At 65.6% G+C, this 23,922-nt stretch carries 22 protein-coding genes; 8 read left to right on the top strand and 14 right to left on the bottom strand.

Annotation, left to right across the window (positions count from 1 at the left end; genetic code table 11):
* Nucleotides 1-9: 9 nt before the first annotated feature.
* From JQ603_RS35955 to JQ603_RS35985, 7 genes are all read right to left on the bottom strand, one after another.
* A complete protein-coding gene (locus JQ603_RS35955) occupies nucleotides 10-570 on the bottom strand; it encodes a LemA family protein (protein ID WP_212347695.1) in 561 nt (186 codons plus the stop codon).
* A gap of 170 nt (nucleotides 571-740) precedes the next feature.
* A complete protein-coding gene (locus tag JQ603_RS35960) occupies nucleotides 741-1,247 on the bottom strand; it encodes a hypothetical protein (protein WP_212347698.1) in 507 nt (168 codons plus the stop codon).
* 82 nt (nucleotides 1,248-1,329) lie between these two features.
* Complete coding sequence (locus JQ603_RS35965; RefSeq protein WP_212347701.1) at nucleotides 1,330-2,298, bottom strand: small ribosomal subunit Rsm22 family protein; 969 nt, start codon at nucleotides 2,296-2,298, stop codon at nucleotides 1,330-1,332.
* A 114-nt stretch (nucleotides 2,299-2,412) separates the two neighbouring features.
* Nucleotides 2,413-5,877: a chromosome segregation protein SMC gene (gene smc, locus JQ603_RS35970; protein WP_018648825.1), complete on the bottom strand. Its 3,465-nt coding sequence runs from the start codon at nucleotides 5,875-5,877 to the stop codon at nucleotides 2,413-2,415.
* Nucleotides 5,878-6,095: 218 nt separating this feature from the next.
* A complete protein-coding gene (locus JQ603_RS35975) occupies nucleotides 6,096-6,752 on the bottom strand; it encodes a DsbA family protein (protein WP_018648824.1) in 657 nt (218 codons plus the stop codon).
* A 140-nt stretch (nucleotides 6,753-6,892) separates the two neighbouring features.
* Entirely contained in the window at nucleotides 6,893-7,390 is a 498-nt protein-coding gene (locus JQ603_RS35980; protein WP_212347704.1) for a DUF721 domain-containing protein, read from the bottom strand.
* A 12-nt stretch (nucleotides 7,391-7,402) separates the two neighbouring features.
* A complete protein-coding gene (locus JQ603_RS35985; protein ID WP_212347707.1) occupies nucleotides 7,403-7,726 on the bottom strand; it encodes a HigA family addiction module antitoxin in 324 nt (107 codons plus the stop codon).
* Nucleotides 7,727-7,810: 84 nt separating this feature from the next.
* On the opposite strand from JQ603_RS35985, the gene mutY reads away from it, so the two are divergent.
* On the top strand, nucleotides 7,811-8,908 hold the full coding sequence (gene mutY / locus JQ603_RS35990; protein ID WP_212347711.1) for an A/G-specific adenine glycosylase: 1,098 nt from the start codon (nucleotides 7,811-7,813) through the stop codon (nucleotides 8,906-8,908).
* Nucleotides 8,909-8,914: 6 nt separating this feature from the next.
* Here mutY and JQ603_RS35995 read toward each other — a convergent pair whose 3' ends face one another.
* The gene (locus tag JQ603_RS35995; RefSeq protein WP_212347714.1) at nucleotides 8,915-10,660 is read right to left on the bottom strand and encodes a sensor domain-containing diguanylate cyclase; all 1,746 of its coding nucleotides are present in this window, start codon (nucleotides 10,658-10,660) and stop codon (nucleotides 8,915-8,917) included.
* 236 nt (nucleotides 10,661-10,896) lie between these two features.
* On the opposite strand from JQ603_RS35995, the gene JQ603_RS36000 reads away from it, so the two are divergent.
* Entirely contained in the window at nucleotides 10,897-11,319 is a 423-nt protein-coding gene (locus JQ603_RS36000; RefSeq protein WP_212347717.1) for a PaaI family thioesterase, read from the top strand.
* A 256-nt stretch (nucleotides 11,320-11,575) separates the two neighbouring features.
* On the opposite strand, the gene JQ603_RS36005 is transcribed toward JQ603_RS36000, so the two are convergent.
* A complete protein-coding gene (locus JQ603_RS36005) occupies nucleotides 11,576-12,853 on the bottom strand; it encodes a flavin-dependent oxidoreductase (protein ID WP_212347720.1) in 1,278 nt (425 codons plus the stop codon).
* 141 nt (nucleotides 12,854-12,994) lie between these two features.
* On the opposite strand from JQ603_RS36005, the gene JQ603_RS36010 reads away from it, so the two are divergent.
* Nucleotides 12,995-13,615, top strand: coding sequence for a glutathione S-transferase family protein (locus JQ603_RS36010; protein ID WP_212347995.1), 621 nt, complete (start codon nucleotides 12,995-12,997; stop codon nucleotides 13,613-13,615).
* Between the two features lie 289 nt (nucleotides 13,616-13,904).
* Here the strand turns inward: JQ603_RS36010 and JQ603_RS36015 are convergent, their stop codons facing one another.
* Entirely contained in the window at nucleotides 13,905-14,828 is a 924-nt protein-coding gene (locus JQ603_RS36015) for a LysR family transcriptional regulator (protein ID WP_212347722.1), read from the bottom strand.
* 91 nt (nucleotides 14,829-14,919) lie between these two features.
* Here JQ603_RS36015 and JQ603_RS36020 point away from each other — a divergent pair, with 91 nt between their 5' ends.
* The 3 genes from JQ603_RS36020 to JQ603_RS36030 all read left to right on the top strand — a co-directional run bounded on the left by JQ603_RS36020 (nucleotide 14,920) and on the right by JQ603_RS36030 (nucleotide 17,925).
* Nucleotides 14,920-15,363 carry a nuclear transport factor 2 family protein gene (locus tag JQ603_RS36020; protein ID WP_212347725.1) on the top strand — a complete coding sequence of 148 codons (444 nt, stop codon included), beginning with the start codon at nucleotides 14,920-14,922 and terminating at the stop codon, nucleotides 15,361-15,363.
* Nucleotides 15,364-15,452: 89 nt separating this feature from the next.
* A complete protein-coding gene (locus tag JQ603_RS36025) occupies nucleotides 15,453-15,584 on the top strand; it encodes a DUF1127 domain-containing protein (protein WP_245004101.1) in 132 nt (43 codons plus the stop codon).
* 331 nt (nucleotides 15,585-15,915) lie between these two features.
* The gene (locus tag JQ603_RS36030; RefSeq protein ID WP_212347728.1) at nucleotides 15,916-17,925 is read left to right on the top strand and encodes a methyl-accepting chemotaxis protein; all 2,010 of its coding nucleotides are present in this window, start codon (nucleotides 15,916-15,918) and stop codon (nucleotides 17,923-17,925) included.
* Nucleotides 17,926-17,977: 52 nt separating this feature from the next.
* On the opposite strand, the gene JQ603_RS36035 is transcribed toward JQ603_RS36030, so the two are convergent.
* From JQ603_RS36035 to JQ603_RS36045, 3 genes are all read right to left on the bottom strand, one after another.
* A complete protein-coding gene (locus JQ603_RS36035) occupies nucleotides 17,978-18,664 on the bottom strand; it encodes a glutathione S-transferase family protein (protein ID WP_212347731.1) in 687 nt (228 codons plus the stop codon).
* Nucleotides 18,665-18,795: 131 nt separating this feature from the next.
* Entirely contained in the window at nucleotides 18,796-19,122 is a 327-nt protein-coding gene (locus JQ603_RS36040) for a hypothetical protein (RefSeq protein ID WP_212347734.1), read from the bottom strand.
* Between the two features lie 181 nt (nucleotides 19,123-19,303).
* Nucleotides 19,304-20,434 carry a site-specific DNA-methyltransferase gene (locus tag JQ603_RS36045; RefSeq protein WP_212347738.1) on the bottom strand — a complete coding sequence of 377 codons (1,131 nt, stop codon included), beginning with the start codon at nucleotides 20,432-20,434 and terminating at the stop codon, nucleotides 19,304-19,306.
* 415 nt (nucleotides 20,435-20,849) lie between these two features.
* Between JQ603_RS36045 and ypfJ the strand changes: the two genes are divergently transcribed.
* Nucleotides 20,850-21,797 carry a KPN_02809 family neutral zinc metallopeptidase gene (ypfJ, locus tag JQ603_RS36050; protein WP_212347741.1) on the top strand — a complete coding sequence of 316 codons (948 nt, stop codon included), beginning with the start codon at nucleotides 20,850-20,852 and terminating at the stop codon, nucleotides 21,795-21,797.
* Between the two features lie 205 nt (nucleotides 21,798-22,002).
* Complete coding sequence (moaB, locus tag JQ603_RS36055) at nucleotides 22,003-22,566, top strand: molybdenum cofactor biosynthesis protein B (protein ID WP_212347744.1); 564 nt, start codon at nucleotides 22,003-22,005, stop codon at nucleotides 22,564-22,566.
* A gap of 370 nt (nucleotides 22,567-22,936) precedes the next feature.
* Here the strand turns inward: moaB and JQ603_RS36060 are convergent, their stop codons facing one another.
* Nucleotides 22,937-23,866 (bottom strand): bifunctional helix-turn-helix transcriptional regulator/GNAT family N-acetyltransferase, encoded by a 930-nt coding sequence (locus JQ603_RS36060; protein ID WP_212347747.1) that lies wholly within the window; start codon nucleotides 23,864-23,866, stop codon nucleotides 22,937-22,939.
* Nucleotides 23,867-23,922: the final 56 nt, after the last annotated feature.

A 23,922-nucleotide genomic window follows, 5' to 3' on the forward strand; every position in this document is an offset into this window, starting at 1 on the left:
ATGCAGCAATCAGAACTTCACCTGAGGCGCCGCCTCGACCTCGGTGCGGCTGGCGCCGAGATCGAAGAAGTCCTTCCTGGTGAAGCCGAACATGCCGGCGAACAGCGCGGCGGGCATCTGCTGGATGCCGGTGTTGTATTCCTGGACCGCGTTGTTGAAGAAACGGCGGCTCGCCGCGATCTTGTTTTCGAGGTCCGACAGCTCGCTCGCGAGTTGCTGGAAATTGGCGTTGGCCTTGAGGTCCGGATAGGCCTCCGACAGCGCGATCAGCCGGCCGAGCGCGCCGGAGAGCTGGGTCTCGGCGGCGGACACCTGCGCCGGGCCCTGCGCCGACATCGCCGAATTGCGCGCCTTGATGACGTCGTCGAGCGTGCCGCGCTCATGCGAGGCATAGCCCTTCACCGTCTCGACCAGGTTCGGGACCAGGTCGTGGCGCTGCTTGAGCTGCACGTCGATATCGGCAAAGGCCTGGCCGACGCGCTGGCTCAGCGCCACCAGGCGGTTGTAGGCACTGAAGGCCAGGAACACGAGGACGACGATGACGCCGAGAACGATCCAGCCGGTCGACATGGAGAACTCCTGAAGAGGGAAAGAAGGCGGGCGCTAGGGTAGACCAAATTGGCACAGGGCGAGAGCCCCGGCGCGGAGGGGAGGTAAGACTTGGTCGGATCAGGAACCGTCCGAGTTCAAGGCAAAAGCGCGGATCGGGGTTAACTTTCGGCAATGGCGGTGGCTGCCGGTTACGCCACGGTATCGAACCTGGGGATGCCGGTGGCACGCACCAGATGCGATACGGCGAGACTGACATCGCGAAGCGTCCCGTTTGGTAGGGGAATGGAATATTTCCCACCTTGCTTCAGTTCGACATAGGCACCGTAACTGGCTCCGCCGTCGTTGCGGTATTCCATCGTTCCAACTCGGATGCATTCGTCGAGCGGACAATCGAAAACGATCGTGTTCGGGCGGCCAAGCAGGCTTTGCGCAATCGTCAACTTTTGACCGGTGAGATCGAACTCCACTGTCCAGCGTCGCATGACCGTCAGAAGCAGAGAGATCGCGAGCACGACGAGGGCGATGAGAAGCCCAGCCGCGCCTGCAGGCGTCACGACCGTTCCGGTCGCGCCATTTGCGAAAACCAACATTAAGCCGAGGGCAATGACGGTCCCGCCGATGGCTGCGCCCAAACTGGGTTTGGACGAAACGTAGGTGAGCTTTCCGTCCAGGACGGTTGGATGAGGTTCGACCATTGTGCGGTGATCCGACCGAAGTGCGGCCCATGATTGGTAATCGACAAGAGTTGTAGCCGGCGCCAGTCTCAATCTTTGATACTTAGTCCGCCGTATCTCCCCAGCGCCAGCGACGGGCGCTCGCGTAGGCGGCCTTGTCGCGGCGCGGGATCTTCGCCAGCACGACCCCGTCCTCGGTGCAGAGCTTGGCCGTGATCTCGGCCTTGCCGACATCCGGCGGCGCCAGCACGCGCGCGGCGCGGGCCGCTGGCGGCGTGCGGGTCAGGGCGACGTAGATGAAGCGCTCGTCCTCGAACGGCACCTCGGCGCCCTTGATCTGGCGATGCGCCTGCGAGCGGGGCAGGCGCTGGGAGAAATGGCACCAGTCGGGCGCGGTGAGCGGGCAGGGCTTTTCGTGCGGGCAGGGGGCGGCGATGTAGGCACCAGCTGCGATCAGCTGCTGGCGCAGCGCGAGGATGCGGGCATAGCCGGCGGGCGTGCCGGGCTCGATCACGACCAGCGCGTGGCTGGCTTTCGCCCACATCGCCTCTGTCAGCGCGCGCTGGTCGTCTTCGTTGAGCTCGCCGATGATGTAGCTGGCAATCACGAGATCGGCTTGCGAGACCTCGGCGAGGTTGCCGCCGGCATCGCCCGGCAGATAGCGGCACTCCGCGAGGCGCGTGCTGTCGCGCGCCAGCTCGAGCGCGAGCCGGCTCAGGGTGGCGTTGGCGTCGAGCAGCGTAAAATCCTGCAGCGATGGAAAGGCTTCCGCGGCGGCCCAGCTCGCGGTGCCCGGGCCTGCGCCGACGTCGAGCAGCGTTTCAGGCGCAAGGCTTGGTGCGATCTCGGTCAGGGCATTCAGGCTCGCGGCCACGGCCGCGTAGGTCGCCGGCATGCGCGCCAATGCATAGGCGAGAGCATCGGCCTCCGACTTGATCGTGCCGGAGCCGCCGCCGGCGCGGTAGGTGGTCGAGATCTTCTGCGACCGCTGTGCGGCGTCGGTGCGGGAAAAGCCCTGGAGCTTGCCGTCGAGGGCGGCTTTCAATTCGGCGGGGAGGGTGGGGGAGATCATCGACAACCTCGCGTCATTCCGGGGCGCGCGGAGCGCGAACCCGGAATCCAGAGATTGTAGCGCGAGATTCCGGGTTCGATGCTGCGCATCGCCCCGGAATGACGGTCAATCTTCTCAAGCCACGTTCTGGTCGAGAATGTCCACGGCCTCGGCCAGGCTCACCGACACCAGCTGCGAGACGCCGCGCTCGGCCATGGTGACGCCGAACAGCCGGTTCATCCGCGCCATCGTGATCGGGTTGTGGGTGATGATGATGAAGCGCGTGTCGGTCGAGCCGGTCATCTCGTGCAGCAGGTTGCAGTACCGCTCGACGTTGTGGTCGTCGAGCGGCGCGTCGACTTCGTCCAGCACGCAGATCGGCGAAGGGTTGGTCAAGAACACCGCGAAGATCAGTGCCATCGCGGTCAGTGCCTGCTCGCCGCCCGAGAGCAGCGACAGCGTCTGCGGCTTCTTGCCCGGGGGCTTGGCGATGATCTCGAGACCGGCTTCGAGCGGGTCGTCGCTCTCGATCAGGTGCAGTGCGGCCTCTCCGCCGCCGAACAGCTCGACGAACAGGCGCTTGAAGTGGTTGTTGACGACCTCGAACGAGGTCAGCAGCCGCTCGCGCGCCTCCTTGTTGAGGCTCTGGATGCCCTGGCGCAGCCGCTTGATGGCTTCGACCAGGTCGTCGCGCTCGGTGACCAGACCCGTGTGCTGGGTCTCGACCTCGCGCAGCTCTTCCTCGGCGCGTAGGTTGACCGCGCCGAGGCGCTCGCGGTCGCGGCGCATCTTTTCGAGGTCTTCCTCGATGTCGTGCAGCGGCGGCAGCTCCGCGCCGGGCTCGATCTCGGCGAGGCCGGCAACGGCCTGCGGCTCGACCTCGAGCATGTCGCGGATCTCGCGCTCGATGTCCTCCAGCCGGCGGCGGGCGCCTTCCATGCGCTCCTCGGCGCGGGCGGTGGCCTCGCGCGAGCTGGACAGCGCCTCGAGCGTCAGCTTGGCGACGCGATCGGTTTCGGCCATCGCGGTCTCCGCGGTGGCGAGCGCGTCGGCGGCCATGCGGCGGTCGTTCTCGGCGTATTCGATCTCGGTGATCAGCGCGCTGCGCTTCTCGGCGAACACCTGCGGCGCGTTTTCGAGATCGCTGCGCTCGATCGTGAGTTCGGCGATACGGGCCTGAATGGTGTCGATGTGGGAGGCCGCGCTCTCCTTGCGGTTCGCCCACTCGGTGCGCTCGGCGAGGATCGCCTGCACGCGGCGGTCGGCAAGCTCGGCCTCGCGCGCCAGCGCCTGCGCCTCGGCGCGGACCTGCGCGGCCATGCGGCGATGAGCTTCGATGTCGCTGCGGACGGCGGCGAGACGGGTCTCGGTGTCCTCGCTCGACGGCAGCTCGCTGATGCCGGCCTCGGCGTATTCGTAGGCGGCTTCAGCCTCGGCGCGGTCGGCGGCGAGACGGCTGTGCGCTTCCGACAGCGTCGCTTTGCGGGCGGCGTGGCGGCTGATCTCGCGCTCGGCGGTAGCATGACGCTCGCGCGCGACGTTGAGCTCGCGCTGTGCGGCGCGCCAGGCTTCGCGGCTGGCACCTTCGGTGCTGGCCGCCATCTGCAGCTCGGACTCGGCATTCTCCAGCGCCTGGCGCTTGATCTGCGCGTCGATGCGGGCCTGCTCCAGCTCGTTCTCGATGTCGACGAGACGGGCGCGCTCGGCAAGCCGGCGGGCGGCGCCGGTCGGAGCGTGGGCGGCGGCGACAAAACCGTCCCAGCGCCAGACGTCGCCCTCGGGCGAAACCAGCCGCTGGCCGGTCTTGAGCTGCGAGACAAGCTCGGCGCCGCGCTCGCGCGGCACCACGCCGATCTGCGCCAGACGGCGGGCCAGCTCGGCCGGGGCCTGCACATGGTTGGAGAGCGGAACGGCGCCTTCGGGCAGCTCCGGATCGCCCTCGGTGTGTCCGACATTGGTCCAGCGCATCGGCGCCGACGGATCGATCGGCGCGTCGAGGTCGTCGCCCAGCGCAGCGCCGATCGCTTTTTCAAAACCCTTGTCGACGGTGATGCCGTCGATGATCGGCGGCCACAGATTCTTGGTCTCGCCGTTGACGATCTTGGAGATCGTGCGCGCCTCGGTCTCCAGGCGCTGCACGCGCTTGTCGGCTTCGTTCAGCGGCGAGCGCGAGGATTCCAGCGTCTGGCGTGCGGCGACATGCGCGGCTTCGCTGGCCTGCGCCGCGGCTTCCGAGGCCGCCAGCGTCTGCTCCGCGGTCTCGACCAGAGCGGTCAGCTCGTCGAGATCGCCGAAGCCGCCGGTCGCCTCGGTGAGCTTCTGCTCTTCGGCGGTGACGTTCGCGATCTCCTGGTCGAGCCGGGCGAGCTTGTCGCGATGGGTGCGGACATTGGCTTCGAGCTGGTTGCGCTTGGCGGTGAGGTCTGCGAGCGCGGTGGTGAGCTCGGCGAATTGCTGCTCGGTCTCGGTCAGCACCGCCTCGGCTTCGCCGACACGCTCGTCGACGCCGGAGCGCTTCTCGACGCGCGACTTGATCTCTTCCTTCAGCTCGGCGTCTTCGGTGTCGAGCCGCTGCAGCGCGACGTCGGCGTCCATGGTTTGTTGCTGAGCACGGGAAATGTCGCCTTCGAACTGGGCGAGGCGGCGTTCGAGCTCGGCGACGCGCTCCTTGGCGCGCTCTTCCTCGCGGTCGAGCAATTCGCGGGCATTGGTTAGGCGCTGGAGGCCGGCGGCGGCGCGCGCTTCGGCATCGCGCAGCGCCGGCATTTCGGCGGCGCGGATCGCCTGGATGCGGGCGGCTTCGGCCTGGTGCTGGGTGCGCTCGGCCATCTCGCGGACGGCGAGATCGTGGGTCTGGCCGGATTCGTTGACGTCGGCATGGGCGCCGATCCAGCGCAGGTGGAACAGCGTGGCTTCGGCCTTGCGCACCTTGGCCGCGACCTCGCGGTAGCGCACGGCCTGGCGGGCCTGCTTCTTCAGGCCTTCCATCTGGCCGGAGAGCTGGCCGATCACGTCCTCGACGCGGGTGAGGTTGGTTTCGGCCGCCTTCAGCCGCAGCTCGGCCTCGTGGCGGCGGGCGTGCAGGCCGGCGACGCCGGCGGCATCTTCCAGCACGCGGCGGCGCTGCTCGGGCTTGGCCTGGATGATCTCGCCGATCTTGCCCTGGTGGACGAGGGCGGGCGAGCGCGCGCCGGTGGCGGCGTCGGCGAACAGGATCTGCACGTCGCGGGCACGCACGTCGCGGCCATTGATGCGGTAGACCGAGCCGGCCTCGCGCTCGATGCGGCGGGAGATTTCAAGAAGCTGGCTGTCGTTCATCGCCGCCGGTGCGGTGCGATCGGCATTGTCGATCGTCATCGTCACTTCGGCGTGGTTGCGTGCCGGACGGTTGCCGGAGCCGGCGAAGATCACCGCGTCCATGTCGGCGGCGCGCAGCGACTTGTACGAGGTCTCGCCCATCGCCCAGCGCAGCGCTTCGACGAGATTCGACTTGCCGCAGCCATTGGGTCCAACGACGCCGGTCAGGCCGGGCTCGATGACGAAGTCCGTGGGCTCAACGAAAGACTTGAAGCCGTGAAGTCGCAGGCGGGTGATTTTCATAAGCACGCATCTCTGTTGGCAGGCGCGAATCCCCCTGCCGGGACACTACCATGGAAGGCAATGTCACTATCCGGGGCGAGTCGCGCGAAGCGCCTCATGCGGCTGGACAATGGCCGCGGTGCGCCGCGAGGGCAACCGGCGAAAGCCGCTTTTCCCAAGGGATTTATGCCGGGAAAGATACGGCTTTCGAGATGCGAATCAGGATCTTGACGAGCGAATCAGCTCTTCAGCAGCGGGTTGATCTTCTTGGCGAACTCCTCGAACGAGGCCTCGCCCTTGATCTTCTCGCCGTTGATGAAGAAGGTCGGCGTCGAATCCACCTTCAACACGTCGCTGGCATATTTCTGGTCGGCGGCGATCTTGTCGAGCAGCGCCTGGTCCTTCAGGCAGGCCTCGACCTGCTGCTGGGTGAGGCCGGCCTGCTTGCCGATCCGCGTCAGGGTCTCGGTGGTGTTCTTCAACACCCAGTCGCTCTGCTGGCGGAACAGCATGTCGGTGACGGCGAAGTATTTCGGCGCATCGTCCTTGGCGATGCAGCGCGACAGCATCGAGCCGGCTGCCGCTTTGATGTCGAGCGGGAACTCGCGGAAGATGTAACGCACCTTGCCGGTGTCGATGTATTCCGACTTGATCTTGGGGAACACCTGCTCGTTGAAGGCGGCGCAGTGCGGGCAGGTCATCGAGGCGTATTCGGTGATGGTGACGGCGGCGTCCTTCGGGCCGAGCGCCATGTCGGGCAGCGACACGGGCTTCGCCACATCGGCGGCAGACTGCGCCATGGCTTCCGAGATGAACCGCAGCGGCGAGAGCCCGGCGACCGCGGCAAGCCCGGTCAGCGACAGCATCGTGGTGAAGGCGCGGCGGGTAATGATCAAGGTCGGCTCCCGAATTGGCAAGATGTCGCCCAAGGGATCGGGTCAAGGTTCCCGCCCGGGCGGCCTGTCGCTAGCTTGAAACGTCGCCTGAGGCAATGGCGGGCCGCAAGCACGGGTCCAGATTGCCCGCGAAATGAGGCTCAATTTCGCTTGATGGCGGCCCCGAGCCGCGCCAGCGCGGTCTTCAATTGTTCATCTTCGATGTCGGTCAGGCTCTCCGCCACCTTGGCGACCGCCTTGGGGTCCGGTGGGCTGGGCCGCTTCCGGGCCCTTGGCCGCGACAGGGGGGCCTGGCGGAAGGCCAGCTTGCCGACGGCGCTCCAGCCGAAGAAGCGGTTGACCCGTTCCAGGATCACGTCCGCGGAATGCTGGATCTCCAGCGCCATCGGCCCCTCGACCCGCAGCACCAGCGTCGCCGGCTCCTGCGGCTGGCCCTCGACCGGCCGTGGCCATTGCATCTTGAGCGGCTCGGCATGGGCCGCGATCTCGGGCCCCGCGATCTGCGCCCACCGCGTCACCAGCTCGCGCGCGGCAAAGCCCTGCTTGGCATAGGCCTCGGCAAAGACGTCGTTGAGCAGGATCCCGAGCGGTTTTGCGCTGATGGGACCGGGCTTGAAGATGGGACCGGATTTGGACATGGGCGGTGTCCGCTAGGCCGCCGCGCGAGGCCGGATGGCCTTGAGGTCGCGATCAATCTCACGCCGTCGCTGCATCAGATCGTAGTCCATCTGGAGCCCCAGGAAAAAGCCCTCCGACAGACCAAAATAGCGGGCGAGCCGCAGGTCGGTATCGGCGGTGATGTCGCGTTTGCCCAGGACGATCTCGTTGATCCGTCGCGGCGGCACACGCACGGCCCGCGCCAGCGCGTTCTGGCTGAGCTCCATCGGCTTCAAGAACTCCTCCAGCAGGATCTCGCCGGGATGGGGATTGCGGAGGAGCCCGTTCCTAGTCGTGGTAGTCGACGATTTCGACATCTCTCGGTCATAACGCAAGACGTTATAGTGCGCAACGGTTCGGTCCCGCTGGCCACGCGCGAAATCCTCCTCTAGTAAAAGCGCATGCCCTCCACGACTGCGCGCAAGAAGGAACAGAGCACGGCGGCAGGCACGTCGCCGGCTCGTCCGACATTGCTGCTTGCCTGGTACGACCGCCACCGCCGCCGCCTGCCTTGGCGCGCCGCGCCCGGCGAGGTGTCGGATCCCTATCGCGTCTGGCTCTCCGAGATCATGCTTCAGCAGACCACGGTGAAGGCGGTCGGGCCGTATTTCGAAAAATTCGTCGCGCGCTGGCCTGACGTCACGGCGCTGGGGCGGGCTTCGCAGGACGACGTGCTGCGGATGTGGGCCGGGCTCGGCTATTATTCGCGTGCGCGCAATCTCTATGCCTGCGCGGTGGCGGTGACGCGCGAGCGTGGCGGCGTCTTTCCCGATACGGAGGAAGGGCTACGCGCGCTGCCGGGGATCGGGCCCTACACGGCGGCGGCGATTGCGGCGATCGCGTTCGATCGCCATACCATGCCGGTCGACGGCAATATCGAGCGGGTGGTGTCGCGGCTCTTTGCCGTTGAAGAGGAACTGCCGCAGGCAAAGCCCTTGATCCAGCAACTGGCTACGACCCTGCTCGCCAACTCGCGCGCCGGCGACAGTGCGCAGGCGTTGATGGATCTCGGCGCCTCGATCTGCACGCCGAAGAAGCCGGCCTGCTCGCTGTGCCCGCTGAACGAGGACTGCACGGCGCGCGCGCAGGGCACCCAGGAGACCTTTCCGCGCAAGGCGCCGAAGAAGAGCGGAACGCTGCGGCGCGGCGCCGCCTTCGTCATCACGCGCGGCGACGAACTCCTCGTCCGCTCGCGGCCTGAAAAGGGCCTGCTCGGCGGCATGACGGAAGTGCCGGGCTCGGACTGGCTCGCCGGACAAGAGGATGCGAGGGCGAAGCAGCAGGCGCCGGAGCTGAAGGGGCTCTCGCGCTGGCAGCGCAAGGTGGGCGTCGTCACCCACGTCTTCACGCATTTTCCGCTGGAGCTGGTGGTCTACACGGCGAAGGCCGAAGCCCGCACACGCGCGCCCACAGACATGCGCTGGGTGCCGATCGCGACGCTTGCCGACGAGGCGCTGCCCAACGTCATGCGCAAGGTGATCGCGCACGCGTTGGACTGAAAGTCTTCAGGCGGCGCGCGCGGCGCGCTCGTCTTCGGCCGGCATCAGGATGGTGCGATTGCGCCCTGTCTTCTTCGCGACATAGAGGCCCTGGTCGGCGCGCTCGATGATGTCCTGCACGTCGCGGTCGTGCTCGTCGAACAGCGCAAGCCCGACCGAGACGGTGAGGGGAATGACGGTGTCGCCATGACGTATTGTGGCGCTCTCGATCGACGTCCTGATGCGCTCGGCGAGCAGCACGGCGGTCTCCTGGTCGATCTCGCGCAGCAGCACCACGAACTCCTCGCCGCCGAAGCGGGCGGCCTTGTCGGTGGTCCGGATCGACTGGCTGACGATCTCGGCAACGCGCTTGATGGCGTCGTCTCCGGCGGCGTGGCCGTGAGCGTCGTTGATCTTCTTGAAATGATCGATGTCGATCATCAGCGTCGCCATGTTGCGCCTGTAGCGGCGGTAGAACGCGACGGCGTCGTCGGCGACGGCGAGGAAGGAGCGGCGGTTCATCAGGCCGGTCATGAAATCGGTGTCGGCGAGCTGGCGCAGCTTCAGCATGTCCTCCTGGAGCTGCATCGCGTTCTCGCTCGCGCGCAGCTCGGCTTCCTTGGTGCGCTCCTCGGCGAGGCCGATGCGGCGCAAGAGCGAGCGCAGCGCGCGCGAGAGCTGGACGACCTCGGCCGAGCCGCTCTGCCGCGCCAGCATGGTCGGGCCATGGGCGCGTCCGATGCGATCGGCTTCCTGCGTGATGGCGAGGATCGGGGCGGCGATCCGGCGAGAGACCAGTACGGCCAGCGACAGCGCGATCAGCGCAGTCACGGCGCCGATAGCCAGAATCGTCTGCGCCGACGAGATCGCTGCCGCGAGCGCGACGCTCGCCGGCTGGCTCGCGGTGACGATCCAGTTCAGCCCCTGATAGTCGCGGAAGCCGCGACCGACATGGAACGCGGTCAGCATCTGCCGTCCGTCCCTGGTCTCGTGGAAGGTGCCGTCGCCCGCCTTCAGGATGCCGGCGAGGTCGTCGCCGTCATAGCGGATGGTTTCCTTCTGTGGCCCGACCAAGACCATTCCGCCCTTGCTGATGATCGAGAGCGTTGCATCGGCATTGCCGTCATTGGCTTCGACGTCCTTGATCAGGCTGGTCGCCCAATTCCAGTCCAGATGTCCGCCGAGCACGCCGAGCAGCTTGCCGCCGGCATCACGCACGGGAACGGCGATGTCGACGAAGCGATAGGGTTCGTTGTTGGCGCGTTGCGTCAGCAGCGAGGCGAGCAGGAGGGCCTCGTGCACGTCGCCGACGGCGACTCGCTCGAGGCCTTGCTTGAACCATGGGCGTGCAGCCACGGACTTGCCTTCCAGCAGGCCGCCGGTTGCCGCGACGACGTTCCCGTTTATGTCGGCGAAACCAATCCAGGCGAAATCGAAGGAATGCTGAAGTGCCTCGAGCGAGCTGCGCAACGCGGCCGGGTCGCCCTGCCATAGCTGCTCCATCGGTTGCAGCTCTGCGAACAGCTTCATTTCCTGCCGCCGCGTCGCCATGACGCGATCGAGCCGGCCCGACACCATGGCCGCGGTCCCGGCCAGATTGTTCTCGATGAGTGTTGCGGTGTTTCTGTAGCTGACGAGGGCCGCACCGGCGGCGAGCGTGCCCACCAGCACGATGGACATGGCAGCGACGGCCGCGGCGATCTGCGTCCGTACGGCCAGTCGATCTTCGATCGCGTGCAGGCGGTCTGCTGCCTGTTGCAGGAAGGTCCGCATGGAGAGGCTCCGGTTGTGCCGTCGCTTGTCCCATGAGGTAACTTCCAACCGCTTACCGGCAGATTTCCCAATTGGATCGTATTGAATCGGTCGTGAAGCCGTTTGGTTGAAGCGAACCTAATTCCCTTCGGATCCCCCAGGTTCCATAATCCCGCGGATTGCGTGCTCCGGGCTCCCCCTGCTGACACCAGGCTGTCAGCAGGCTTCCGCTATCGGTGACGGCAATGGAGGTCCCCATGGTCAAGACCGCGCTCGACGATTTTCCAAGGCCGCCCTGCGCCGAGCTGCTCGGCTGGCGCCTGCTCGATGCCCGCCCGGAGGAGGGCTGGATCAGGCTCGGCTTCGACGGCAAGCCCGAATTCTGCAATCCGGCGGGCTTCATCCAGGGCGGCATGCTTTCGGCCATGCTCGACGACACCATGGGTCCCGCCGTGTTGGTGATGAGCGAGGGGCGGCTCTACACCACCACCATCAGCATGACCGTAAATTTCCTGGCGCCCGCCAAGCCCGGGCCGATCATCGGCGAAGCCAGGGTGACGCAGCTCGGCAGGACGATCGCCTTCGTCGAGGCCAAGCTGATGGCGGCGGACGGCACCGTGCTGGCGACGGCAAGCGCGAGTGAGCGGCTGCTGGAGGCGGCGAGGGTGGTGGGTAAATAGTCTGGCGCTTTCTTCCTTCTCCCCATGTCTGTGGGAGAAGGTGGCATGGGCGGCCTTCGGCCGCCGTTCTTAAAAACGCCGAAGCGAAGCTTCGGCTATGGCGCCGGATGAGGGGTATCTCTCCGCGGATTCAAACTGCGAGTTGGATTCGCGGAGAGACACCCCTCACCCAAGTGAGCTCGCATCTCCCAGCGTCGCTGCCCTCTCCCACAAGGGCGAGGGCACATTCATGCGCATCTCGCTTCGAGCGAGCACGTCACGCCCTCGCGCGCGCGTCCTTGCTCACGATCGGCGGCTTCGCGTTCAACGCCTCGACCTGGAATCCCGCGACACGCTTGTAGTTCGCAGCGATGTCCTCCAGCTCTTGCTGCGACAGCACGTCGGTGACGACTTTGTAGCCGTCGGGCGCGCGCTCCTCGACGAGCTGCATGACCTGCTCGGGCCCGTTCTTGCGGTTGAGCAGCACGAGGTCGGTGGTCGCGGGCCGGCGCTCGGCTTCATAGGCCAGTAGCGCCGCCTGCGTTGGGCCGTGCGCCAGGATCTCGCGGGTGATGACGCGGGCATCGAGGATCGCCTGCGAGGCGCCGTTCGAGCCTATCGGGTACATCGGATGGGCGGCGTCGCCCATCAGCGTGACCTTGCCAAACGTCCATTGCGACACCGGATCGCGGTCGACCAGCGGATATTCATAGGCGTGCGGGCAGTTCCTGATCAGGCCGGGCACGTCGAGCCAGTCGAACGTCCAGCTCTCGAACCAGGGCAGGAACTCTTCCAGCCGCGCGGTGCGGTTATAGTCCTCGCGCCGCCACTGATAGGTCGGCGGCATGTGGCGCTCGGCGACCCAGTTGATCAGATGGTTGCCTGCCGCATCCGCCTCCTTCGAGATCGGGTAGCAGACGAATTTCAGGATCTCGTGTCCGGCCATGATCATGGTGCGGCCGCTGAGGAAGGCTTTTGCCGGCGTCACGCCGCGCCAGAGGATGCGGCCGTTCCAGATCGGCGGTCCCTCATTGGGATAGAGCTTTTCTCGCGCGGCGGAATGGATGCCGTCGGCGGCGATCAGGATCGCGCCTTCATAAGTGCCGGCGGCCTTGCCGGTCGCCTTGTCGACGAAGTCGGCGCGCACGCCGTTCGTCGTCTCGGTCCAGCCGGTCAGATGATGGCTGGTGAGGATATTCTCGCGGCCGAGCCGCTCGACCGCGGTGTCCAGCAGCAGCTGCTGCAGCGTGCCGCGATGGATCGAGAATTGCGGCCATTTGTAGCCGGCTTCCAGCCCGCGCGGCTCGCTCCAGATCGGCTTGCCGTGCTTGGAGAAATAGGCGAGCTCGCGCGTACGCACGCCGCTGGCATCCAGCTTGTCCATCAGCCCGAGCTCGATCAGCTCGCGCACCGCATGCGGCAGCACGTTGATGCCGACGCCGAGCGGCTTCAGCTCCGCGACGCTCTCGAACACTTTTGCGGGAACGCCGATCTGGTGCAGGCTCAGCGCGAGCGTCAGTCCGCCGATGCCGCCGCCGGCGATGAGTACCGTCATGACAAAACCCCTCCGATTGCGGGCGTCTTGGCACAGGCGGGCGGATGTGGGCAACTGCGAAGAGCAAAGCACGTCGAACAGCGTGCTATGGACCTCGCGCCCGACAGCCGTTAATTTCGAGCTTTCCCCATGAGGTCAGACATGCTCAAGCTCTACTACGCAACCGGCACCTGCGCGCTCGCCACCTACATGACCCTGGAGGAGGCCGGCGCCGACTACACGGCCGAACGGCTGAGCTTCAAGGACAACCAGCAGAACAGCCCGGACTATCTCGCCATCAACCCGAAGGGCCGGGTGCCGGCGCTGGTGACCGACCGCGGCGTCCTGACCGAAACGCCGGCGATGCTGGCTTACATCGCGCAAACCTTCCCCAAGGCGAAGCTCGCGCCGCTGGACGATCCCTTCGATTTCGCCCAGGTGCAGTCGTTCAACTCCTATCTCTGCTCGACCGTGCACATCAACCACGCCCACAAGATGCGCGGCGCGCGCTGGGCGACGGAGGAGAGCTCGTTTGCCGACATGAAGGCGATGGTGCCGAAGACCATGGCCGCCTGCTTCAAGCTCATCGAGCAGAAGATGTTCAAAGGGCCGTGGGTGATGGGCGATCAGTTCACGATCTGCGATCCCTACCTCCACACGCTCTCGCTCTGGCTCGAAGGCGACAGCGTCGACATCAACGCCACGCCGAAGATCGCCGATCATTTCAAGCGCATGTCGGATCGCCCGGCCGTGGCAAAGGTGATGGCCGCGCAGAAGGCGTGAGGTCTCGTAGGGTGGGTTAGCCTGCGGGCTGCGCGAAGCGCAGTCCGCCGGCGTAACCCACCTCTGTTTGTCTCCGCAGATGCAGAAGTTGGTGGATTACGCCTTCGGCTAATCCACCCTACGAAGCCCCCCGCTTCTCCAACTCCCGTCCCGTCTCCAGCATCAGGTCTCGTAGGGTGGGCAAAGGCGCGAAGCGCCGTGCCCACGATCTTTTTCCGGCGGCGACGGATGGTGGGCACGCTTCCGCCTTCGCTCTTCGAGCTTCGGCGGACAAGTCGCTTTGCCCACCCTACGAGAGTTTGCGCCTGGCTTGCTCCAGCTCCCGTCCCGTCGCCAGCATCAGCCGCCGCAGCCAGATCGAGCCCGGGTCCATCTGGGCCCGGGTCGGATGAAACATGAACTGCTCGTCGATCCCTGGGTCGAGCGGTGGCGTCACCGTGACGAGCCCAAGCTGCTTCGACAGCGCCGCGATCAGCCGGTGCGGCACGAAGGCGACGAGGTCGGTTCGCGCAGCGACGTGCAGCGCTTCGAGGTAGCCCGACACGACCAGCGAGATGTGCCGCTCGATGCCTTTGGCGCGCAGCCATGTGTCGATCAGATCCTCGCTGTTGCCGCGGATGATGACGCCGACATGGCGTGCGGCGAGGAACGTCTCGCGCCGCTTCAGCTTCGCTCCAGCAGGATGGCCGCGCCGCACCGCCAGCGCGTCGCTGTCGGTGTAGAGCAGCTGGCGGTGAAAGCCTTTGAAGGCATTGCCGATCGAGATCACGAGGTCGATGGTGCGGGCGAACTCGGCATGGAAGATCGCAGGTCCCCGCCACGGCACCACGTCGATGCGGACGTTGGGCGCAAGGCGCGTGACCTTCTCCATCAGGGGCGGCATCAGCAGCTCGACCGCGAGGTCCGGCATCATCAGACGGAACTGCCGCTCGCTGCGCGCGGCATCGAATTCATCAGGCACGAACAGGCCGCGGACCTGATCGAGCGCCTGCGCCAGCGGCGCGCGCAGGGCCTGGGCCCGCGGCGTCAGCTCCATGCGCGCGCCGGTGCGCACCAGCAGCGGATCGCCGAAGATGTCGCGCAGGCGTTGCAGCGCGTGGCTCGTCGCCGGCTGCGACAGGCCGATCCTCATGGCCGCGCGGCTGACATTGGCTTCGCGCAGCAGCGCGTCGAGTGCAGTCAGCAAATTGAGGTCAAGCGAATTCAAATTCATGAGGCGAATAGATATCATATTCTCTATCGATTTGAAGAATGCTGATCGACCGACGATGATCTCCGTGTTGCCACCACACGGAGATGCCGCCATGAGCGCGAGCGCCAACAAGAAACTGATGCAGGATATTTTCGCCGCCGCCGCCAATCCCGATCCGGCCGCGCGCGACCGCGCACTCTTCACCGCAAGCCTTGCCGACGATGCCAGATGGGTCGTCACCGGCCAGTATTCCTGGTCGCGGACCTTCACCGGCAAGGAGGCGATCCTCAACGATCTGCACGGCTATGTCCGCACCCGCCTGCGCGAGAGGACGCGCACCGTGGCCCACCGCTTCATTGCCGATGACGACATCGTCGTGGTGGAAGCCAAGGGCGACAACGTCACGCCCGACGGCGTGCGCTACGACAACGACTATTGCCTGGTGTTCCGCCTCGAGGACGGCAAGATCAAGGAGATCCGCGAGTATTGCGACTCGATCCTGACCGAGAGGGCGCTGGGCCCGTTTCCGCAAGCACCCGTGAGGGCCGCGAGCTGACCGGATTGGACGATATCACGTCCGCCGGCCGCCCCTGTCCATCGCGCCCCGCGATGCTCGTGCGGGCCTGGCGGACGCTGGTGGATCTCATGCGTATCAGGCGGGAGCGGTCCCGGGCCCGACGCCAGCTCGCTGCCATGACTGAACGGGAACTTCAGGATTGCGGAATGACCCGGTCGGAGATCGCCTACGAGCTGAAGAAGCCCATTCGGCGGAAGTAGAAGCCCGGAGCAGGCGGGGCGCCATGTGGTCGGGCGCCCTCGGCAAATTGACGCAGGCGGTGCGCCTGACAGACGTTGATCGTCGAAATGCTTGCGGCGTGCTGGCCGCAGGCCAAATCCCTGCGCAACTGGCTATAAAATCAGCAGAAGTTGTGCGCGTCGCCAAGAGTCTGCGCGAAAAATTGGAAGGTTCAATTAACGAGTGTCCCCCATTGTATCGCGGTGCAGCGTGGGTCGTCGCGAAACGACGCGCGGCTGCCGGGGTGGCCGGGGTGACGATCGCCGGACGTTCGGCCGCTCGAAGTCACATGCATCTGGGTGGACAGTGGGAATGCCGAAATTTCGTTTGCGGATCAGGGGACGCCTGTACGCAGGCTTCATGGCCCTGGTGGCGGTTGGTGTCGTGATGGCGGTGGTTGCCGTCTGGAATTTGCGGGCCGTGCAGGATCAGGTCGCGAAGCAATCGGCGCTCTCGGACAGCACCGCGCGGGTGCTGGAGATATCGACCCACCTTCAGGCGATCCAGCGGGCCAATCTGCGCTACATCTACGACGCCAGCGAGCCTGCGATGAAGGAGGCTTCGGAACGGGAAACCGCGGCGACCGAGCTGTTGAAGGTCGGCGCGAACGGGACGGCCTCGGAAGAGCGACGAAAACTCTACAACGACCTGATCGCCGACATCGCCAAGATGAAGGCCTTGCGTGACAATCTCGGGGACGCCGTCAACGAGGCGCGAACCGGCAAGGCGACGCTGCTGCCGAGCGGCGATGAGCTGACCGTCAAGGTGGGCAAGCTGGTCGACGTGGCCCGCGCGGCCGTCGATGAGGACACCGCGGCCCTCGTCGCGGACCTCGAATCCCGGCTTCTGCAGGTTCAGATCGCCAACTGGCGTTTCCTGGCGCTGCGCGACACCAAGGGCCCCGCCAATTTCAGGACCAATGTGGACAGGGCGATGCAGCGCCTTTCGGCGCTCGAAAAGAGCCCGCAGGCGACGGAGCTGGGCGCCACGCTCGCGCCGGTGAAGACCTCGCTCGGCATCTACAAATCCGCGTTCGAGACGACCTCCGCTGCGATGCTCCAGGCCGACGAGATCTACCACAAGAACCTCGCCCCGCTCATCGTCGAGAGCATCGGCAAGCTCAAGGTCGCGGAAACCACGCTGAAGAAGGACTACAAGGAGTCGCGCTCCGCCGCCGAAGTCGTGATCGAGGGCACGACGTCCGTGCAGGCGATCGCGGGCGGCCTCGCGGTCCTGTTCGGACTGATCGTCGCCTTCCTGATCGCCCGCAGCATCGTCGGTCCATTGACCTCGATGACGCGCGCGATGGGGCTGCTTGCCGGCGGCAATCTCGCGGTCGAGATTCCCGGGCGCGGCAAGAAAGACGAGATCGGCGACATGGCCAAGGCGATCGCGGTGTTCAAGGACAATATGGTCGAGACCGAGCGCCTGCGTCACGAGCAGGTCGAGGTCGAGGCGCGGCAGGCCGAGAGCCGCAAGCAAGACATGAGAAACCTGGCCAATCAGTTCGAGCGTGCGGTCGGCGAGATCGTGGATACGGTGTCGTCGGCGTCCGGCGAACTCGAGGCGTCCGCCGGCACCCTGACCACGACGGCCACGCGCGCCCAGGACCTGTCGACGGAGGTCGCCAGCGCTTCGCAGGAAGCTTCGGCCAATGTTCAGGCGGTTGCCTCGGCCACCGAAGAGCTCTCTTCCTCGGTCTCCGAGATCGCGCGCCAGGTGCAGGAATCCGCCCGCATCGCCAGCGAAGCCGTCGGTCAGGCGAGCCTGACCAACGAGCGCGTCGGCGAGCTCTCCAAGGCCGCCGCCCGCATCGGCGACGTGGTCGAGCTGATCAACACGATCGCGGGCCAGACCAATCTGCTCGCGCTGAACGCGACCATCGAGGCCGCACGCGCGGGCGAGGCCGGTCGCGGCTTTGCCGTGGTCGCCTCCGAGGTGAAGGCGCTCGCCGAGCAGACCGCGAAAGCGACCGGCGAGATCGGCCAGCAGATTTCCAGCATCCAGGCCGCCACCGAGCAGTCGGTCGGCTCGATCAGGGAAATCAGCGGCACCATCGAGCGGCTGTCGGAGATCTCGTCGACGGTTGCCGCCGCCGTGGAGCAGCAGGGCGCGGCGACGCAGGAGATCTCCCGCAACGTCCAGCAGGCGGCCCATGGCACCCAGCGCGTCTCGACCAATATCGGCGACGTGCAGCGCGGGGCATCGGAGACCGGTTCGGCTTCCTCGCAGGTACTCTCTGCGGCGCGCTCGCTGTCGGCGGACAGCAACCGGCTGAAGCAGGAAGTCGCGAACTTCCTGAGCTCGGTCCACGCTGCATAAAAGCAAAAGGCCACGCGCATGCGCGTGGCCTTCAAATCGCGGCAAGGTGTGATCAGGCGACCTTGGTCGTCATGTGCTTGAACATGTTGCTTCGCGCTTCGTCGTCCATCTCGGCCTTGAAGGTGAACTTGTCCTTCAGCGCGATCGCGCGCGCGGCTGCGGGCCGCGCCGAGATCTCGTCCACCAGCCGCTTCACGTTCGGGTATCGCGCAAAGGCGTCGTCGCCGAGCTTGAACGGCACCATCCGCGCCCAGCCCCACAGCGCCATGTCGACGATCGAATAGGCGTCGCCGACCAGATAGCGGCGGCCTTTAAGGTGAGCGTCGAGGATCTTGTAGTGGCGATCAGTCTCGTACTGGTAGCGGTTATGGGCGTAGTCGTGGTTCTGGTCCTTCGGCGCGAAATGCTTGAAGTGCACGGCCTGGCCCGAATACGGCCCGACACCGGTGGCGATGAACATCAGCCATGACAGCGTCTCGCCGCGCAACGACGCGGCGGGCAGGAACTTGCCGGTCTTCTCGGCGAGATAGAGCAGGATGGCGTTCGAGTCGAACACGATGGTGCCGCCATCGTCGATCGCCGGCACCTTGCCGTTCGGATTGATCTTGAGGAATTCCGGCGTGAACTGCTCGCCCTTGCGGGTGTCGATCTTCACCGGCTCGAAAGGCAGGCCGGATTCTTCGAGATAGAGCGCGACCTTGGTCGGGTTCGGCGAGCCGTTGAAATAGAATTTGAGCATCACCCATCTCCCCAGTGTTTCGTGCCGAGAGCGAACGCAGCGTCATTGCCGCTGGCGCCCTTCTCTTGCCTGAACCGTGTCGGAGAGAGCAACCGGCGAGTTTGCCGGGCGGTATCTGCGCCCCGCGCAGATCAGCCGGCGTAACAAAGGCCGATCGCCGCCGTAAGGATCATCGCCGCGCCGACCGCCTCCAGCCGCAGCCCGAGCCGCGCGGCCAGATGCATGTCGGAGGCGCGTGCCGCGCGCTCCGATCCGCGCGAATAGCCGTGAACGATGACGTCGTGATTGAAATTGTCGTGGGCCTCGTTGCTGCTGGCGAGCCCGACGCAGACCACGAGCACGCCGAACAGCGCGAGGCCGAAAAATCCGAGCAGGGCGATCAGGAACATCGGAAACATGCCGAGCAGGAAGATCGGCAGCAGCGGCACCAGCAGCAAAGTCTCGGACTGTCGTCGCATGGGGCCCAACCGGTCAGGACGGGGCTGATCGAGCGAATCTAGTCCTGACTGTCGCGGCTTTCAAGGAGCCGTAGGGTGGGCAAAGGCGCGAAGCGCCGTGCCCACCAAATCTGTATCGCCGGGAGAGATGGTGGGCACGGCGCAAGAGCGCCTTTGCCCACCCTACGAGAGCGGAGGAAAATTACTCCGCCGCCATGCCGGCGCGGATCTCGGCACGCAGCTCGTCGATCAGCTTGAGACCTTTCTTGGTCTCGACATGCCAGAAGGTCCAGCCGTTGCAGGCCTGCGCGCCTTGCGCGACGGCGCCGATGCGGTGGATCGAGCCGACCTTGTCGCCGAGCATGATGGCGCCGTCGGCACGGACCAGCGCGCCGAGCTTCTTCTTGGCGTCGAACAGCTTCGTGCCGGGCATGATCATGCCGCGCTCGATCAGCTCGGAGAACGCGACGCGCGGGGCTTCGCGCGCGGTCATGAACGGGGCGAGGCTTTCTTCCGGCAGCGGCTCGACCGCGGCGATGCGCGCTTCGGCCGCCTTGGCATAGGTCTTGTCGCGCTCGAAGCCGATATAGGAGCGGCCGAGGCGCTTGGCGACGGCGCCGGTGGTGCCGGTGCCGTTGAAGGGGTCGATCACGAGATCGCCGGGCTTGGAGGACGACAGCAGCACGCGCGCGAGCAGGCCTTCAGGCTTCTGCGTCGGATGCACTTTCTTGCCGTCGGCGCCCTTGAGGCGCTCCTCGCCGGTGCAGAGCGGGATCAGCCAGTCGGAGCGTGCCTGCACGTCCTCGTTGGCGGCCTTCAGCGCCTCGTAGTTGAACGTATAGCCCTTGGCTTTTTCGTCACGCGCGGCCCAGATCATGGTTTCATGCGCGTTGGTGAAGCGGCGGCCCCGGAAGTTCGGCATCGGGTTGGTCTTGCGCCAGACGATGTCGTTCAGGAGCCAGAAGCCGAGGTCCTGCATGATCGCGCCGACGCGGAAGATGTTGTGATAGGAGCCGATCACCCAGATCGTCGCCGACGGCTTCATCGCGCGGCGCGCGGCAAGCAGCCAGGCGCGGGTGAAGTCGTCATAGGCGGAGAATGAATCGAACTTGTCCCAGTCGTCGTTGACGGCGTCGACATGGGATTCGTCGGGGCGCTTGAGATCGCCCTTGAGCTGAAGATTGTAGGGCGGATCTGCGAACACCAGATCGACGCTGCCCGCCTGAAGCTTCGACATCTCGGCGACGCAATCGCCGAGAATGATGCTGTGCGACGGAGACTCAAAATTTGTGCGGGGCGCCCTTGCAGACGCCCCGCGACGCGACACTACCATGACTCAAGAACTCTGACTCAGGCGACGCTGTCGGCGACGCGGGACCAAACAACCGACTGACCGTTACATTGACGGGGCAAAGTAAAAATCGACTTAACCCGCTGCTTTTGTGAGCAGGCCGCGCATCGCGCGTCGTATGCCCCCTGCTGTTCGCATACACCGTATTTTGCAGTGTATTTCGTGTTTCTTCGCGTTGCGGGAGCGATGAGGATGCCAAAAAGACTGCAAATTTCTCTCGGAAAAAATTGCACTTCCCTCGGAAAAAATTGCTGGCGGGCACATGCTGTCGCACTAGGCAATTTTTGCCGACCGCGATATTGATAAAGGCAACGGAAATTTTACGTATGTGGCGCGTTGAGCTTTTGCGCTTCTGCGCCCAAATGACGCCAATCGAGGATTTAAGGGAAAGCCGGCCATGCGCTACGATGATTTCCGCCGCAGCGACGACGTCGAGGATCGTCGCGACGAGGGTGGCGGTGGATTCGGCGGCGGCGGAGGCGGCGGGTTCGGCCTGCCGATGGGCGGCGGCGGGCTCGGCATCGGCACCATCATCGTGCTCGGCCTGATCGGCTATGCCTTCGGCATCGACCCGCGCATCCTGATCGGCGGTGCCGAGATCCTCACCGGCGGCAACCAGGCGCCGAGCTACCAGACCGATCGCCAGTCCTCCTCGACCTCGGCCAAGCGCGGCGCGCCGACCGACGAGGTGGGCAGCATGATCGCCGGCATCCTCGGCGAGATCGACGATCGCTGGAGCGAGATCTTCCAGGCCAGCGGCCAGAACTATACCGGTCCGAAGGTCGTGCTGTTCCGCAACGCCACCAATGGCGGCCGCTGCGGCATGGCGCAGTCGGCGATGGGCCCGTTCTACTGTCCGCCGGACCGCACCATCTTCCTCGACACCAGCTTCTTCCGCGAGGTCGAGACGCGTTTCCGCGGCTGCTCCGGCAAGTCGGCGTGCAATTTCACCACCGCCTACATCATCGCGCACGAGGCCGGCCACCACATCCAGAACCTGCTCGGCATCATTCCGCGCGTGACGCGGCTGCAGCAGCAGGCCGGCAGCAAGGCCGAAGCGAATGCGCTCCAGGTCAAGGTCGAGCTGCAGGCGGATTGTCTCTCCGGCGTCTGGGTCAACCGCGAGGCGAAGAAGCGTCCGAACTTCCTGGAAGCAGGCGACATCGACGCCGCGCTGACCACGGCCAGCGCGATCGGCGACGATACGTTGCAGCGCCAGGCCACGGGCCGCGTCGTGCCCGACTCCTTCACCCACGGCTCGGCCGCGCAGCGCAAGCAATGGTTCATGACCGGCTACCAGCAGGGCACGGTCCAGGCCTGCAACACGTTCGGCGGCGGGCAGTAGTCGTTGTCGCCTACGTGCCCCGGACGCAGCTCGAATTATGATGCGCAATTGCGCATCTGGGAATCCGGGAGTAGTGGCGTCATCCTGAGGTGCTCGCCTCCTCGGCGAGCCTCGAAGGATGGCGGAGCCTCCGGCCCATCCTTCGAGGCGCGCTTCCGCGCGCACCTCAGGATGACGGCGGTGGTTGGGAAGCAGGAGTGAAGTCGTGGCCTCGATCGACGAGTCAAAACAGTTCATCCCGCTCAACATCGCGGTGCTCACCGTCTCCGACACGCGCGCGCTCGCGGACGACAAGTCCGGCCAGACGCTGGCCGACCGCCTCACCGGCGCGGGCCATCATCTCGCCGCGCGCGAGATCGTCACCGACGATGTCGAGGCGATCCGCGCGGTGATCCGCCGCTGGATTGCAGATAGCGGCGTCGACGTCGTCATCACCACCGGCGGCACCGGTTTTACCGGACGCGACGTCACGCCTGAGGCGATCGAGCCGCTGTTCGAGAAGCGCATGGACGGCTTCTCGATCGCCTTCCACCTGCTGAGCCACGCCAAGATCGGCACGTCCACGATCCAGAGCCGCGCCACCGCAGGCGTTGCGGGGGCGACCTACATCTTCTGCCTGCCCGGTTCGCCCGGCGCCTGCCGCGACGGCTGGGACGGCATCCTCGCCGCCCAGCTCGACTATCGCACGCGCCCCTGCAATTTCGTCGAGATCATGCCGCGGCTGGACGAGCATCTACGCAGGCCGAAGGCGCAGGGCGCGACGGTGTAGCTACGCGCGCTGGTGCGCGAGCATCATTCGTAAGCCAAGCACAAGGTATCGTAGGGTGGGCAAAGCGAAGTGTGCCCACGATTTCTGTCGCAAGTCGGCATAGGTGGTCACGGCGCAAGTGCGCCTTTGCCCACCCTACGATTCTTCCCTTCTCCCCTTGCGGGGAGAAGGTGGCGCGAAGCGCCGGATGAGGCGTTCTCTCCGCGTGCACTGATGCTCGCGGAGACATACCCCTCACCCAAGCGAGCTTGTGTTTACCAGCGGCGCTGCCCTCTCCCGCATCCGCCTTCGCCAAGGCTTCGGCGGACAGGAGGGAAGAGGGCACATCAACGTGCATCTCGCCGCGATGCGCTTCGCGCTCGCAGCAAGATCAGAGATCCCGCTCCCACGTCTCGCCGACGAGATCAGCACCGAAGCTGTGGTGCTTCTCTTCCTTCACGAGCTTGAAGCCGGCACTCTTGTAGATGCCGCGCGCGGCGACCAGGATGCTTTGCGTCCACAGCGTCATCTTGCTGTAGCCCCTCTCGCGGGCGCCCTGGAGGCACTGCTCGACCAGCGCGCGGCCGACACCGAGCCCGCGTGCTTTCTTCTCCACCTGCAATAGACGGAGCTTGGCAATTTCGTCCGTTGCCTTGACCAGGAAGATCGAGCCGATCGGCTCGCCACCGACTTCCGCGATCCAGCAGTGCTCGCGCGCGGCGTCGTAGTTCCTGATGAACTGCGCACAGATCTCGGCGACAAGCGCCTCGTAGCTGATGTCCCAGTTGTAGTCCGCGGCATAGGCGGCGGCCTGCCGGGAGACGACCCAGCCCATGTCGCCGACGCGATGGCTGCGCAGCATGAACGCCGCGGGCTGGCTTCGGCGCTGCTCCAGCACGGCCTCGATGGTCGCCATGGCCTGCGTGAGCTGCGTCGCATCGCCGGCCGAAAGCTGAGCCAGCATTGCGGCAACCTCGTTCTGCGAGCTCAGGTTCAGCTTGGCGAAGGTCTGCCGGCCCTTGGCAGTCAGGCTGAGCTGATATTGCCTGCGATCCGCGGGCAGGGGCTTTCGCGTGATCAGCCCCTTTTCGTCGAAGCTTTGCACGATGCGGCTGAGATAGCCGGGGTCGAGGCCAAGCTCGATTCCGATCTCCTTTGCCGCAAGGTCGTCGCGATGCGCGAGCTCATAGAGCACCCGCGCCTCGCTGAGCGAGAACGGAGTTCTTCCAAGGTGCTGGTCGAGCACGCCAAGCTTGCGGGTATAGAAGCGGTTGAAGGCGCGGACCGCCGCGATGTGGTCGTCTGTACCGTTGAATGCCATGGCTCACCTCGATACTTGCCATTGTCAAATAATTATTTGACTTTGGCAAGTATTTG

The sequence above is a fragment of the Bradyrhizobium liaoningense genome, from assembly GCF_018130825.1.
In the GTDB taxonomy this organism is placed as follows: domain Bacteria; phylum Pseudomonadota; class Alphaproteobacteria; order Rhizobiales; family Xanthobacteraceae; genus Bradyrhizobium; species Bradyrhizobium liaoningense_B.

Excerpts from the sequence above, each read along its gene's own strand:
- ypfJ (WP_212347741.1), top strand. The coding sequence starts at position 20,850 with ATGCGCTACGATGATTTCCGCCGCAGCGACGACGTCGAGGATCGTCGC.
- JQ603_RS35965 (WP_212347701.1), bottom strand. The coding sequence starts at position 2,298 with ATGATCTCCCCCACCCTCCCCGCCGAATTGAAAGCCGCCCTCGACGGC.
- JQ603_RS35980 (WP_212347704.1), bottom strand. The coding sequence starts at position 7,390 with ATGTCCAAATCCGGTCCCATCTTCAAGCCCGGTCCCATCAGCGCAAAA.
- JQ603_RS35995 (WP_212347714.1), bottom strand. The coding sequence starts at position 10,660 with ATGCGGACCTTCCTGCAACAGGCAGCAGACCGCCTGCACGCGATCGAA.
- JQ603_RS35985 (WP_212347707.1), bottom strand. The coding sequence starts at position 7,726 with ATGTCGAAATCGTCGACTACCACGACTAGGAACGGGCTCCTCCGCAAT.
- JQ603_RS35960 (WP_212347698.1), bottom strand. The coding sequence starts at position 1,247 with ATGGTCGAACCTCATCCAACCGTCCTGGACGGAAAGCTCACCTACGTT.
- JQ603_RS36045 (WP_212347738.1), bottom strand. The coding sequence starts at position 20,434 with ATGGTAGTGTCGCGTCGCGGGGCGTCTGCAAGGGCGCCCCGCACAAAT.
- JQ603_RS36015 (WP_212347722.1), bottom strand. The coding sequence starts at position 14,828 with ATGAATTTGAATTCGCTTGACCTCAATTTGCTGACTGCACTCGACGCG.
- JQ603_RS36060 (WP_212347747.1), bottom strand. The coding sequence starts at position 23,866 with ATGGCATTCAACGGTACAGACGACCACATCGCGGCGGTCCGCGCCTTC.
- JQ603_RS36030 (WP_212347728.1), top strand. The coding sequence starts at position 15,916 with ATGCCGAAATTTCGTTTGCGGATCAGGGGACGCCTGTACGCAGGCTTC.
- smc (WP_018648825.1), bottom strand. The coding sequence starts at position 5,877 with ATGAAAATCACCCGCCTGCGACTTCACGGCTTCAAGTCTTTCGTTGAG.
- JQ603_RS35955 (WP_212347695.1), bottom strand. The coding sequence starts at position 570 with ATGTCGACCGGCTGGATCGTTCTCGGCGTCATCGTCGTCCTCGTGTTC.
- JQ603_RS36020 (WP_212347725.1), top strand. The coding sequence starts at position 14,920 with ATGAGCGCGAGCGCCAACAAGAAACTGATGCAGGATATTTTCGCCGCC.
- JQ603_RS36000 (WP_212347717.1), top strand. The coding sequence starts at position 10,897 with ATGGTCAAGACCGCGCTCGACGATTTTCCAAGGCCGCCCTGCGCCGAG.
- JQ603_RS36035 (WP_212347731.1), bottom strand. The coding sequence starts at position 18,664 with ATGCTCAAATTCTATTTCAACGGCTCGCCGAACCCGACCAAGGTCGCG.
- JQ603_RS36010 (WP_212347995.1), top strand. The coding sequence starts at position 12,995 with ATGCTCAAGCTCTACTACGCAACCGGCACCTGCGCGCTCGCCACCTAC.
- mutY (WP_212347711.1), top strand. The coding sequence starts at position 7,811 with ATGCCCTCCACGACTGCGCGCAAGAAGGAACAGAGCACGGCGGCAGGC.
- JQ603_RS36005 (WP_212347720.1), bottom strand. The coding sequence starts at position 12,853 with ATGACGGTACTCATCGCCGGCGGCGGCATCGGCGGACTGACGCTCGCG.
- JQ603_RS36025 (WP_245004101.1), top strand. The coding sequence starts at position 15,453 with ATGCGTATCAGGCGGGAGCGGTCCCGGGCCCGACGCCAGCTCGCTGCC.
- JQ603_RS36040 (WP_212347734.1), bottom strand. The coding sequence starts at position 19,122 with ATGCGACGACAGTCCGAGACTTTGCTGCTGGTGCCGCTGCTGCCGATC.